The organism is Streptomyces sp. TLI_55, assembly GCF_900206255.1.
GTDB lineage: Bacteria > Actinomycetota > Actinomycetes > Streptomycetales > Streptomycetaceae > Streptomyces > Streptomyces aquilus.
This window is the reverse complement of sequence record NZ_OAOJ01000002.1, coordinates 356,322-368,489: the sequence shown is the minus strand read 5'-3', so window position 1 is coordinate 368,489 and position 12,168 is coordinate 356,322. Positions and strand designations below refer to the sequence as shown.

At 67.7% G+C, this 12,168-nt stretch carries 10 protein-coding genes; 7 read left to right on the top strand and 3 right to left on the bottom strand.

The features are described 5' to 3' along the window. Positions 1-1,717: 1,717 nt before the first annotated feature. The 4 genes from CRP56_RS44480 to CRP56_RS44465 all read left to right on the top strand — a co-directional run bounded on the left by CRP56_RS44480 (position 1,718) and on the right by CRP56_RS44465 (position 4,575). Positions 1,718-1,975 carry a hypothetical protein gene (locus CRP56_RS44480; protein WP_097275599.1) on the top strand — a complete coding sequence of 86 codons (258 nt, stop codon included), beginning with the start codon at positions 1,718-1,720 and terminating at the stop codon, positions 1,973-1,975. Between the two features lie 305 nt (positions 1,976-2,280). Beyond that, complete coding sequence (locus CRP56_RS44475; RefSeq protein WP_257042304.1) at positions 2,281-3,192, top strand: helix-turn-helix domain-containing protein; 912 nt, start codon at positions 2,281-2,283, stop codon at positions 3,190-3,192. Beyond that, on the top strand, positions 3,189-3,674 hold the full coding sequence (locus CRP56_RS44470; protein ID WP_143665020.1) for a hypothetical protein: 486 nt from the start codon (positions 3,189-3,191) through the stop codon (positions 3,672-3,674). Before CRP56_RS44475 ends, CRP56_RS44470 begins: the two co-directional genes overlap by 4 nt. A 61-nt stretch (positions 3,675-3,735) precedes the next feature. Next, positions 3,736-4,575, top strand: a complete 840-nt coding sequence (locus CRP56_RS44465) for an SAM-dependent methyltransferase (protein WP_373559790.1) — start codon at positions 3,736-3,738, stop codon at positions 4,573-4,575. A gap of 21 nt (positions 4,576-4,596) precedes the next feature. On the opposite strand, the gene CRP56_RS44460 is transcribed toward CRP56_RS44465, so the two are convergent. Both CRP56_RS44460 and CRP56_RS44455 read right to left on the bottom strand, forming a co-directional pair. Further along, positions 4,597-5,511, bottom strand: coding sequence for a helix-turn-helix domain-containing protein (locus CRP56_RS44460; protein WP_097275592.1), 915 nt, complete (start codon positions 5,509-5,511; stop codon positions 4,597-4,599). Positions 5,512-5,600: 89 nt separating this feature from the next. Further along, on the bottom strand, positions 5,601-5,837 hold the full coding sequence (locus tag CRP56_RS44455) for a DUF397 domain-containing protein (RefSeq protein WP_097275590.1): 237 nt from the start codon (positions 5,835-5,837) through the stop codon (positions 5,601-5,603). Positions 5,838-6,025: 188 nt separating this feature from the next. On the opposite strand from CRP56_RS44455, the gene CRP56_RS44450 reads away from it, so the two are divergent. The 3 genes from CRP56_RS44450 to CRP56_RS44440 all read left to right on the top strand — a co-directional run bounded on the left by CRP56_RS44450 (position 6,026) and on the right by CRP56_RS44440 (position 10,820). Further along, a complete protein-coding gene (locus CRP56_RS44450) occupies positions 6,026-6,577 on the top strand; it encodes an ATP-binding protein (RefSeq protein WP_097275587.1) in 552 nt (183 codons plus the stop codon). A 915-nt stretch (positions 6,578-7,492) separates the two neighbouring features. Next, the gene (locus CRP56_RS44445; RefSeq protein ID WP_179851387.1) at positions 7,493-9,820 is read left to right on the top strand and encodes a tetratricopeptide repeat protein; all 2,328 of its coding nucleotides are present in this window, start codon (positions 7,493-7,495) and stop codon (positions 9,818-9,820) included. A 655-nt stretch (positions 9,821-10,475) separates the two neighbouring features. After that, positions 10,476-10,820, top strand: coding sequence for a WhiB family transcriptional regulator (locus tag CRP56_RS44440; RefSeq protein ID WP_097275583.1), 345 nt, complete (start codon positions 10,476-10,478; stop codon positions 10,818-10,820). Positions 10,821-11,345: 525 nt separating this feature from the next. Here CRP56_RS44440 and CRP56_RS44435 read toward each other — a convergent pair. Further along, positions 11,346-12,119, bottom strand: a complete 774-nt coding sequence (locus CRP56_RS44435; RefSeq protein ID WP_257042300.1) for an N-acetyltransferase — start codon at positions 12,117-12,119, stop codon at positions 11,346-11,348. Positions 12,120-12,168: the final 49 nt, after the last annotated feature.

Here is a 12,168-nt window from a genome sequence, read left to right as displayed (position 1 = left end):
ATCTCCACCATTGCCGGGGCCATGGCGTTCCACGGCGCGGGCCGGTCTTGCTGGGTCTCACGTCTCGTCTTGCTGGCGGCGATCGATGCGCGGCGGTGTACCGGAAGCGACGTTCCAGTTGAGGTCTCCCGTTTCCGGACAGGCCCGCCACGTCTGAACCAGTCCAGCGGCTGCCAGTTGGTCGAGTGTGCTGGGCAGTTCGGTGGACCGGGTGCCGCAGGCGCGGGCCATCTGGTCGGGTTCGGCCAGGCCGCTGCCGGATTGCGGATCCGTGTGCGCGGCAAGGTAGACGCCGGCCAGTCGGGGCAGCGGTCCGGTTGCAGCTGGTGCGGAGCCGACGCGCAGGGCCCAGTCGGCGGCCTGGCGCCGGTCTGGGCGGGCGATTGGCCGAGGAGTGTGACATCGAGGAGTTCAGCGGTGATCACCGCACCGTCATGGGCCGGCGCGGTGCGCAGCCAGCGTGCGTGCTCCAGTTCGTGCCATGGTTCCGAGGCGGCGTGGAGGCGGAGGCTGCGCAGCACGCCGTGGGGCAGCCGGACGTGCATGGTGGTGTTCATGCGGAGTGCACACTGCAGGGCCAGCAGGCGTGCGGTGACGGAGGTGCCCTCGGGGAGGGCTGCGGCGAGGTAGCTGAGCATGTCGCGGACCCGGGTGCGTTCCCCCGCTCCTTTGGGGTGGCGTCCGCCGCGTCGCCGGGCGGTTGCTGCGGCACAGGCGCTGCAGGCGCGAGGTCGGCAAGAAACCTCCGCTTCTCTCCAAACCTCAGGCGGACCAGAGGCTTCGCCCTTCGCGTTTGGGAATCTGCCGCCAACGTCTAGTGACGTATCCGCAACCGACGTCCTCGCCCTTGCCCCCACCCAGTATTCAGACATGCCGGGCCGCCCTGCTAAAAATGACCGCTGCCACCAAGCCAGCCTCACGCAGGTCCGGCCGAGGTAGAGTGAGCAAAAGTCGAGCTGCTGATCTTCAAAAGACCAGGTCGTTAAGTGTCTTCCCCATACGCGTGGGGGCCTGCCCTGCCCTAGTGACTGGCCCGACAGCGCCGCCCCGTCTTCCACATACGCGTGGGGGTCCGTCCCGGGAGCTCCAGGCCGACTTCGACCCCAGTGCGTTTTCCCCACACGCGTGGGATCTGTCGTCAGCTCCGCCGCCCGGGACCGGCTCTCGATCGCCGTCCTCGCGCACAGGGCGGGTCGGGGCAGGGGCATGATCGATGCCGGTTTCTGCTAGGCGGGGCGATCAGCTCGCTCCGTTGACAGAGCGCGAGGCGAAAGCTTCGGTCTTCTGCACTTCCCACGGGCGGCCAGCGTCCCGCAAGCACCCCCTCGGCCTGGTCATGGATTCGGCGAGCGGGTTGCTTCTATGCGCAGTCGCCGGGCGCGAGCCAGAGTCTGGTGTGCGCCGGAGTGCGGCGTTCTGGTTTTTCACGCGACGGCGCACCCTGTATCAGAGTCATCCTCTGTCAGGAATGCTCATTCTCTTTCAGTCGTGGTCAAATCCTGAAAGCACCTGGGCAAATTATTACCGGAGTGCACGCTTCCGCAGATTTCTTCGCACGGTAATGCGGTCACTTACCCGTTAGTGACTCACTCCGATAGCCGAATGGATCGCCAGAACGCTAGGGTCACGCCGAAGGTGGGCCCCGGCTCAAGGCTGGCTACCAACGGACCAGGGCCCCTCCGCATTTTGAACAGCCGTCAATTCCTTGAGGAGAAAGATGACTGCTCCCAATGTCGTCCAGGGCACCGTGGTGTCCGGGACGCACGCGGACGGTAGCAATGCCGCCGGTTTCCGCGCACGTCTGCGTGCCCTCCTTGTCACGGTGAGCCTGGGCCCGGTCGTCGTGCTGATTCTGTCCTTCGTCCTGCCGTCCGCTGGGGCGTGGCCTGCTGAGGCGTGCGTGGCGTTCGCCGCCATCGCCGCGGCTGCGGGGCGCGGGTCACGGATCGATTTTCTGTGGGCCCGGCTGGACTGAGGCTGCCTCAGGGGACGGCCGGTGCGCTGTGTGCGCCGGTCTGTCCCCCCGGCGGCTGCGTTGCCCGCGTGGGCGCAACGCTGTGCGGCCTGCAGAAAAGTTCAGAAGCAGAGAGGAAGACGTACGTGGCGACTGGAACGTCGCAGGCAGATACATGCGCAACATGCAACGGCCCGCTGGTGCAGACGGCGGGTGCCGGCCGTCGCCGCAAGTACTGCGGCCCCGGTTGCCGCCGGCGCGCTCAGCGGCACCGGCAGGGACGCCGGGCTAAGCGTGCAGACCAGCAGGCTCCGTTGGGTGCGGCGGTGGCCGCCGAGGTGCGCCGGCTGGCGCAGCAGCTGCTGGACAGCGAGATGCGTGAGGAGGAACTGGGCTCGCTGCTGGAGCGGGCCGAGGCGATCCGGCGGGAGCTGGAAATTTATACCGCGGCTGCGGTGCAGGATGCCCGGCACCGCGGTGAGAAATGGGAGGACGTGGCCAAGGCCGCTCATGTCGCGCCGGAGACGGCGCGAGCGCGCTGGGGGCCAGAGCGGGTGGCGCGGATGATGGATCTGCATGCCAACGAGAAACAGGCTGCGCCGGCGCGCTGGCGTGGAACGGGCACGGCCCGGGCCGCGGACCTGGTGGAGGGTGAGAGTGCCGAGACCGGCGGCGGGGGGGCTCCTTCCCCGGCGGACCAGTTGGCTTCGGCGCTGGCGCAACTGCAGGCGGCCAGCGGGCTCACCATCCGCGAGGTGGCCAACTCCACCATGCTGTCGCCGTCGTTCATCTCGCGTGTCCTGTCGGGTGACCGCCTGCCGACCTGGGACCTGGTGTGTGCGCTGGCGAGGTTGTTCGGCTCCGATCCGGCGGAGCTGCGTGTGCTGTTCGAGGCGGCCCACGGGCTCACGGCTCCGGCGCGGCAGCCGGTCGCCCAGGCCCTCGCGCAGTTGCACGCGGCGGTGCGCGGACTGTATCTGGCGGCGAAGTCGCCCTCGCCGCAGCGGATCGAGCTGCTGACGGCCCGCGCGATCGATGCCACAGCCGCGCGCCGGGTGCTGGGGGGCGTCGACGTTCCCGAATGGGAGGTCCTGGCCGCTCTTGTCCATGCCCTGGGCGGGCGTCCGGTGGACTTCCAGCCGTTGTGGGAGGCGGTGCACTACACGTTCTTGATGTGCGACGATCCCCGCCTGCCGGAGGGCACGGTCCACATTGCCCTGCCGGGGCAGGTGCCATGAGCGCACATTCCGCCGTGGCCGGTGCCGCGTTCCCGGCGGGCGCTGTCCGAGCGCCGGGCGGCCGGACGCCTCCCCCTGCCGGGCGGTTGCGGGCCGAGCGGGCGGCACTGGCTTCCTATGCCGCCTTCCGCGAAGGCCGCTACGAGCCCTATTTGCAGTTCGCCGCCTTGTGTCTTGGCAGGAGTGGTCCCGCGCAGGCGGCGGTCACCGCGGCTTTCACCGAGCTGGCGGTGGCCTGGACTGCGATCCTCGGCAGTGCCGCTCCGGCTGCGGTGGCCTGGCGCATTCTTCACGACCACATTGACCGTGCACGCGGTGTGCAGCCCGCCGGCCGCAACGGCGGCCCGACGGTACGGGAGCTGCGGGACGATGTGCAGGTGCTGAGCCGGCAGATGTACTTGAGCTGTGAGCGCATCGCCGAGGTGACCGGGGTGCCGCCTGAGCAGGTGTCAGGCCTGTTACTGCGTGCCTCGCTCGAGTGATGATGCGTTGCGTTCAGGCCGAACCGCTGCACCATCGCCGCTACACTCTGTCACCCACCGGGTGCGTTGTCGGGGCGCCCCGGGGCGGGAGGGGGCGCGGGTGTTGCCGTACGGGGTGGATGTCACGGTTCCGAGCGTGGCACGTATGTACGACCATCTGCTGGGAGGGCGGGACAACTATCCCGCGGACCGGGCGGCCTGCGACGAACTGCTCCATCATGTGCCGAGCATGCGGGAACTCGCGCTGAACAACCGGCAGTTCTTGCGGCGTGTGGTGCATGTGCTGGCGGCCGAGTACGGCATCCGCCAGTTCATCGACCACGGATCCGGCCTGCCGACCCAGGACAACGTCCATGAGGTGGCACAGCGGGTGGCCCCGGACAGCCGGGTGATCTACATCGACAACGACCCCATCGTCCGCACGATCGGCGGGCTGCTGCTGGAGAGCAATGAGAACACCGCCGTGCTGCAGGCGGACATGCGGGACACCGACGCGATCTTCAGCAGTGAGCCGGTGGACCGGCTCATCGACCTCACCCAGCCGGTGGCGGCGCTGTTCGTATCGGTACTTCACTGCCTCCCGGACAGCTCCCAGCCTGCCCGGCTGATCGCCGAGGTCGCCGACCGGCTGCCGACCGGCAGCATGATGGTGGTGTGCCAGCTGGTCAGCGACTCCGCTCAGGTGCGGGACGTCGTCACCCACCTCATGGACGTGCAGACCCAGGGGCATTGGGGGCGGGTACGGGAGAAGGCGGACGTGGCCGCGTTCTGCGCTCCGCTGGATCTGGTGGAGCCCGGCCTGGTGGAAGTCTCCGCGTGGCGGCCCGGGCAGGACGATGTGCCTGCCCAGCTCACCTGGGAGTGGGAGGAGTACGGAGGTGTCGGCTTCGTACGCGGCTGACGTCCGCTGCCGCGGCGGTGCTTAGCGCCATGCGGCCAGTGCTGCTGTCAGCAGCGAAGGGCTCTGTGCGGGCGGGCTGGCCACGCCGCACAGGTTGTTCAGCACGGCCAGATAGCGCTCGGACTCCGCGGGCTTTTCCCGGTACATCGCTCCCTCGTACTGCTCGAGGTACACCATGTCGGGCAGGTACTCGGAGGCGAAGAACCGCAGGTGCACGATCGGATGCCCGATGGCGCCCGCGGCGCCCACGCTCAGCGGGGCGATCTGCAGGCGCAGGCGGTAGGGAAGCTCTTCCAGCAGCGCGAGGAGGTGCTGGATCTGCCGGTACATCACCCCCGGCGTGCCGACCTGACGACGGAACACTTCGGAGTCCATGACGGCCAGCAGGACCGGCGGCGTCGTCTCACGGCGCAGCATCTCGATGCGCTGCACGCGCAGCGCCACGCGTTCTGCGATCTGGCGGGCCGGCATGGTGGGGTGGGCGGCCCGCATCACGATCTCGGCGTACTCCTCGGTCTGCAGCCAGCCGGGCACCAGTTGGGGCTCGTAGGAGATGATGCGCTGGGCGGCCGGCTCCATGGCGAGCAGTGGACGCAGGAGTGGCGGAACGGACTGGGCGTAGGGCTGCCACACGTCCGGTTTGGCTGCTTCCTCGAGGAGGTCGGCGATCCGGTGCCGTTCCCGGGGATCGTCCACACCATAGGCGTCGAACAGGTACTCGACCTCCTCCGGCTTGAGTGGGGACAGGCCGTTCTCCATACGGCTGATGGTCGACTCGGAGGCGTTGATGCAGCGGGCGGCCTGGCGGGGTTGGAGGCCGACGTGGTCCCGGCAGCGTCGCAAGTGCCCGGCGAGCGCCTTGCGGTGGGCGGCCGGCCCCCACTCAGGGCGGTGCGGAAATCCGAGAATCGACGGCGGCTTCCGCGCGGCTGCCATACGAGGTGCTCCTGTTCCTGCGGTTGAGGAGGCGAGTATGGCAGCCGGCCTGCGGCCATGTCAGGAATTGGCCATGACTCTACCTGCAGTTACTTGACCGCGAAATCAAAATCGCCGTCCCTGACGCCGCCTAGGAATGCCTCGATCTCCTCGCGGGTGTAAATGAGCGCAGGCCCTGTGGGGAACCTTGAGTTGCGTACCGCGATGGCGCCGCCTGTCAGAACGGCCATCTCCACGCAGTTGCCGTTGCCTCCGCTGCGCCCGCTTTTACGCCACTGCGCGCCGTCCAGCGTGTCCGCGCTGACGCCGTTGTCCACCTGTGCCATGCCTCACCGTGCCCTTCTGAAACGATCCGGGGCCAGCCCGTTCCGCAAAGCGAATAGCCGTTCATGCGTACGAATACACGGGCTCTGCAATTGCAGCCCCTCGCTTGCAAGAACGACGAGCGGGCCGCGATAGTGACGGTCAAGACGGCACGCCGTGCCCGGCACGGCATCAGTTCGGGGGACGGACGATGACGCCAGGTCACGACGAGAGTTTTCTGCCAGACATCGCGCCTTGCGCGCACCAGCCCCGAAGACAGCCATCCCTCTTCCTGGGCCAGCCGCCGGCGTCCACCGAGAACCTGGCCGTCCGCACGGCGCTGGGCAGCACTCCGTTCACCGCCCGACGTATCCCGGCCACGACCAACTGCTGCTACATCGCCCGGCAGTTCACCCGGCAGGCCATGCTCCGCTGGAGCCTTGCCGACATCAGTGACGATGCGGTTCAGATCGCTTCCGAACTCGTCGCCAACGCCGTCCGCCACGGCCGGAGCCGGTCCACCGCACGCGACAGTGCGCAGGGCGCGGTATGGCTGGGCCTGGCCCTGCGCCCGCAGACGCTGCTGTGCATCGTGCGTGATCCCAGTCGGCGCCGCCCTGTCCTCGCCCCTCCCCCACCGCTGGGCGAGCGCCATCGCGGACTGCCCATCGTCAAAGCCCTCAGCAGCACCTGGGGCTGGACGACCGACGGCCAGGCCCCGGGCAAAACCGTCTGGGCACGCGTCGCCCTCCCGGCCGCCTGACAAGTCTCGCGCCCGATGCGCGGCAAGCCGTCGGGGTGCGACGGATCTACAGACCGCGTGGGCCCAGCGGCACCCCTCGCTGCCAGGAAGCCTGGGGGCTCACAGCACAGCAGAGAGCGAGATGCTTCCTGCTAGTCTTCAAGAACTCGGGTTGCCAAGGACCTTCCCCATCTCAAGTGGGGGTCTGTCCTTCACCTCGCGGGCGACGACCTTGCGCAGCGGGCCTTCCCCATATACACGTGGGGGTCTGTCGGTGGCAGCCGAGGGCCTTCTGGCCGCTACAGACTCTTCCCACAGACGTGGGCCCGCCTTGTACCAATCGGGCCGACAGGTCATGAGTAGCAAGCGGCGCCTCGGCGTCGCTACCAACGGCATGCACGAGGCTCTGACAGTTGGTTGGGCACCCCGTGGTTCGGCAGCAGGTCCTGGCGCGAGCCTTGGGCAGGGCAGGGATGTCAGTCCGCGATGTGATGATGCATATGTGACAGGGAAACCGAGAGTTGTGATGTGGCTTGCAGTGCTGTGCAGCTTGGCGGCGGTGGGGCTGGGAATCGCTGCGGCTCTCGCTAGTCTCAACATGGCTGGTCAGGTGGCAAGTGTGCCTGGGTCGGTCGCGGGCCTGGTCGGGGTTGTGCTGAGTTGCTACGCACTTGTGTGGCTGTCTGCGGCCGGAAGCCTCGAGACGGCCACGGCAGCAGCGGGAGCGCGATTCGTTGCCGCAGCACCGGCTGCCGCAGTGACGTTCGGTTCAACGCAGACTATGGGTGAGCGCGGTGGCGCCGTGGCCGACGAGATCTGCGAGGCGTCTTTTGGAGACGACACGGGCGTATGAATCCGTCGCGGAAACCCAAACCAGCTCCCGGGGCGAAGAGCCTCCCTGCTGACCGGCCGTCCTTGATGCCGGATGCACGGGTCGTGGCGTCCGCCCCGCGCTCTGTTGCAGCCGCCGCGGGCATCGATGCGGTCACCACAGGCGACTACAGCCCTCTGACGGTCAACATGTACCCGACGGCGCCAGCGCCGACCGCGTTGGCATCCCTTCCCGCTGCGCCCCCGAAACTCAGCGGCCGAGACGCTGAGGTGGAGCAGGTGCTGTCGGCTCTGCGGCCGCAGAACGGTTCGCCGCGGCAGAACATGGGTCCTTCAGGGGCTTCAGCGATCGCGGGCTCGGCTGCCGAGGGTTTCGTACCGCCGGTGCTGGTGACCTCAGTCGCCGGGCTTGCCGGTGTGGGCAAGACAGCACTTGCCGTGGCCTGCGGGCATAGCGCCGTCGAAGCCGGCTGGTTTAGCGGCAGCCTCTTCATCGACCTGCATGGATACGACGAGAGCCCGGTGCAGCCAGGCCAGGCCTTGGAGGCGTTCCTGAGGGCTCTCGGCATCGACGCGACTGGCATTCCCCCAACTGCTGAGGAACGTGCAGCGTTGTACCGGTCCGCACTGGAGGACCGGGCCGACCAAGGACAGCGCCTGCTCATCGTGGCTGACAATGCCGCCAGCGCGGACCAGGTCCGTCTCCTGCTCCCCGGCAGCAGCCGGCACCAGGTTCTGATTACTTCCCGGCACACCCTGCCGACTATCAACGCCCGTCTCCTGGATCTTGCTGTGCTCAGCCCGGAGGCGGCTGTAGCGCTCCTGCAGCATGCCTTGCAGAGCGCCGACCCCACCGACCAGCGCGCCCGGGGGGCCACAGACGGCATCGAGGAACTGGCCGCCCTGTGCGGGTACCTCCCGCTGGCTCTGCACATCAGCGCCGCCCTGCTGATCCTGGATCCCGACCAGACTTTCGCCGAACTCGCCGCCGACCTGGCTGCGGCCCTCTCGCGGCTGAGCCTTCTCGACGATGGAGAGCGGGCTGTGCGTGCCTCCTTCGATCTCTCCTACCGTCGGCTTCCCCCAGATCACGCCGAACTCTTCCGTCTCCTGTCGCTCAACCCCGGCCCCGACATCGGCCTTGAAGCCGTGGCGGTCCTGGCTGACCGGCCGGTGCCAGCCGTGCGCAGCATGCTCCGCGCTCTCGTCCAAGCGCACCTGGTGGCGTCTGTGAACAGGCGCTGGTCAATGCACGACCTTGTGCGCGAGTACGCCACCGAACTCGCACACGACACTGGGCAGGCTGCAGCAATCGATGCGAGCAGAGGGCCGTGGGAGGCGGCAGAGCCTCACGTTCGGGCATGCGGCCGGCTACTCGAGTACTACGCCACAACCGCTCTCGCGGCGAGTGCACATCTGACCGCGGGTGCACGCTCAGCTGCGGCAGGCGGATTCGCTGATCAAGACGAGGCGCTGGCCTGGCTGGACAGGGAGCGTGTCAACCTCACCTCGTCCGTGGCCGTCGCAGCTGCCATCCAGCACCAGGAAATCGCTGTCCAACTCCCGGTGATCCTCTACGATTACCTCCTCTGGCGCGGGTATTTCGACGACTTGATCGCCGTGACGACGATCGCGTGCGGCGTTGCCCACCAGGCGGGAGCGGTCGCCGCCGAAGCAGGAGCATGGAACAACTGCGGCATCGCCCTGACTGAGGCATCACGCTTCGAGGAGGCTGTCCTCGCTCACAGGCGTGCCGCCGATCTCTTCGCCTCGGTGGACGATGACAACGAACGCGGCAAGGCACTCAACGGGCTCGGCTCGGCGCTGCGCGAGTCTGGAAATCCCGCCGACGCACTCAAGATCTACGAAGAAGCCCTGGCGATCCAAAGGGCGTGTGAAGACCTGAAGGAACAGGCCGCGGTATTGAACAACCTGTCCCTCAACCATCAGGCGTTGGAGAACGTCGAAGGAGCATGCGCGGCAGCAGAAGAGGCCGCCTCCCTGTTCCGGCAACTCGGCGACACCACAAACGAGTCGAAAGCACTGTGCACGGCAGCATTCGCACTCCAGGCCTCGGGGCAGCCCAAGGAAGCGCAGGCGTTCTGCGAGCGGGCCATCGAAGCCGCCAGCCGCACCGTGGCTAGTCCGCTCGACGAAGCGGCAGTCTTGCTGACCTGTACCGAACTCCTGACCGACCTCACGCCGCAGCAGAAGATCAGCTACCTGCTGCAAGCCCAAGCAGCGTGCGAACGCGCCAACGCCCAGGATCTGTACGCGCACACGCTGGCTGCCTTGGGCCGGGCATGGATCACTGCGGGCGATTGGGACCAGGGCGCCGTTCATCTCACTGACGCAGCAACTATGCTTGACGATCTGGGTCTTGCCGACGAAGCGGCTGATATTTGGGAGCTGCTGGCGCTGCTCCAGTCCTGAACCAAACCGTAGGCCGAGCCGATCCGTCTCGCCCCTGCAAAGCGGTGGCTGGTCAGCACTGACAGCTTGCACCGGCCTCCGAGCTGCGAACTGTGCTGTGCTCTTCCCGGGCAGTAGGGCAGCGGCTCACGGGTAGTCGGGTGCCGAGGTGCGACGGGTGCGGGCACAGGCTGAAGTCCCTTGCCGCACATGTCGGTGCGCGCCGGACACGAATGCACCACAAAGACGCTGCCCCATAGAAGCCAAGCCGCTCCCACCTGTTCGGTGGCACGGGCCCACCGGCCCAGGCAGCGTAGGAAAGCACATAGAGACGACCTACTGATCGTCACATCGCAGGGCGGAGGGCCTTCCCTCATTCGTGGGGGTTGGTTGACGTGCTCGGCCCAGGACATCGTCTTTGCACGCGCGTGTGTGGAGAGCATTCATGCCGCGGGACCGATCGCCGTGCGCCCGCAGAGTGAACTGGCAGAGCCCTTCCCGCACGTGCTGGAGTGGCATAGCGGTTCTGTTCCTGATCAGGCAAGTGCCTGTCACTCAAACGTGTGCAGACTCCAGCCAGTTCACGTCCCTCCCGTAGGGCTGGACGTACTGTCACATGCCTGCTGCATGAACCGCAGGGCCGCACGGCGGCCAGGACAAGGAGAGGAGCACCGAGGTGATATCGGATCCGCACTGGAGTGAGCGCGGGCTATGCCGGACCGGCGATCCAGACGACCTCTTCGTCGAGGGGGCCGCGCAAAATCGCGCGAAAGCGCGGTGCACCGGCTGTCCCGTGCACACCGAGTGCCTGGCTTACGCCTTGGACAGCCGTATCGAGTTCGGGGTCTGGGGTGGCATGACCGAGCGTGAGCGACGGGCGCTCCTGCGGCGTCGGCCCACCGTTGTGTCATGGCGGCGCCTGCTGGAGGCCGCCCGCGCGGAGCAGCAGAGTACTCCCCCAGTACGTGCCGACGAGGCGATCCCCACGCAGAGTGCGACCTGCTCCCTGTCAGCGCGCTAAACCGCGTCCGCAGCACCACGGCCACCGCGACGATGACGCAAGGTCGGACGACCGCCCCGAGAGCCATCCGATGGAAGCACACACTCCCCCGCGGCAGCAGCCGCCTGCTACCTCTACGCGGCGGTGTGCAACACGCTGGACGACAGCTGGTCCGACGTGCCCGTCACCTGCGCCGTGCGCCCCGCCAGTCCGGCTTTGCTGCACCGCTCGCGCCGTGGCAGGAGCCGACAGTGAGGAACACGACTGCCGACTGGTCGACGCCATCGGACACCACGGTCGCCGCATCCGCCAGGTCCTGTGCCCGCCCGCATCTTTCTGGTACGCCGCGTGCAACGGCGTACCGATGCCGGTGCGCCGGCGTCGCGGCGCGGTCCAGGCTGGCTGTGACGTCGTTCAGCGGCCCCAGCATGTTGGCCTCAAGCGGCCCCAGTTGGTGAAGATCCTGAGGCATCGGGACGTCTTGAAGTGGCCCCGGGAGTTGGCTTGCGCCGGGACCACCCGGCGTGCCCTGTGTGCTGGTTCTGGTCAGGCGGGACCGCGGGTGGGTGTCAGGCGGTGGCGGACCCATACGTTGGGCTCGACGTAGACGGCGTGGTCGTGCGCGGTGTCGCAGTGGACCGGGACCAGCGCGCCAGGTACTACGACGTCTCCGTCGCGGTCGAAGGGAAGTCCGGTCCATCGCCGCCATTCGTCCAGTGACCCGCTGATGGTCATGGACGCGGGGGCGACCTTCTCGATGACTGCTCCTGCCTTGACGTGCACGCGCATCCATGGGTCGGCGGGGAGGCCGTCGTCTCGCTGTTGGCCGATGTACTCGGCCATGGGCAGGGAGGGTTGGAGGTGCTTGGCGGTAGGCCGGACGGGAGCCAGCAGGGTGCTGACCCCTTGCCGGGCGACGGCGTCACGCAGAGCGGCGAGCATGCGGTGAGACAAACCCTGCCCGAGGTAGTCGGTGTCGATAGTGATGTCGAGTGCGCTGGCAGTCGTCGTGGGCCGGTTGTGACGAAGATCGGAGAATGCCCAGACCATGACCCGGTCCCAGCCCTGGGCAGGGAGTTCTTCGCGGTCGGGCAGGGAGGCGTTGAAGGGCGCGCTGCGCCCACGAGCGATGACCCGGTCGCCGTCGGTGGCCACGACGCAGTAGTGCGGAAAGTCCTCCGCGACGCGGTTGAACAGGGCGTTGCCGACCGCATCGTGGAGCATGAACGCGGGCCAGTCCTCACGGATCTCATAGACCCGTGAGATCAGCTCGGGACGTTCGGCGCAGGTCGTGATGATGATGTCGTCGATAGCTGCCACGCAGCCGCAGCGTGCCAGAGGCTCGATGGAACGACCACACATTTTCACG

What these genes read in the sequence shown, in the direction of transcription:
- CRP56_RS44480 (WP_097275599.1), top strand. Translation starts at nt 1,718, where the DNA reads ATGACTGCTCCCAATGTCGTCCAGGGCACCGTGGTGTCCGGGACGCAC.
- CRP56_RS44460 (WP_097275592.1), bottom strand. Translation starts at nt 5,511, where the DNA reads ATGGCAGCCGCGCGGAAGCCGCCGTCGATTCTCGGATTTCCGCACCGC.
- CRP56_RS44470 (WP_143665020.1), top strand. Translation starts at nt 3,189, where the DNA reads ATGAGCGCACATTCCGCCGTGGCCGGTGCCGCGTTCCCGGCGGGCGCT.
- CRP56_RS44450 (WP_097275587.1), top strand. Translation starts at nt 6,026, where the DNA reads ATGACGCCAGGTCACGACGAGAGTTTTCTGCCAGACATCGCGCCTTGC.
- CRP56_RS44455 (WP_097275590.1), bottom strand. Translation starts at nt 5,837, where the DNA reads ATGGCACAGGTGGACAACGGCGTCAGCGCGGACACGCTGGACGGCGCG.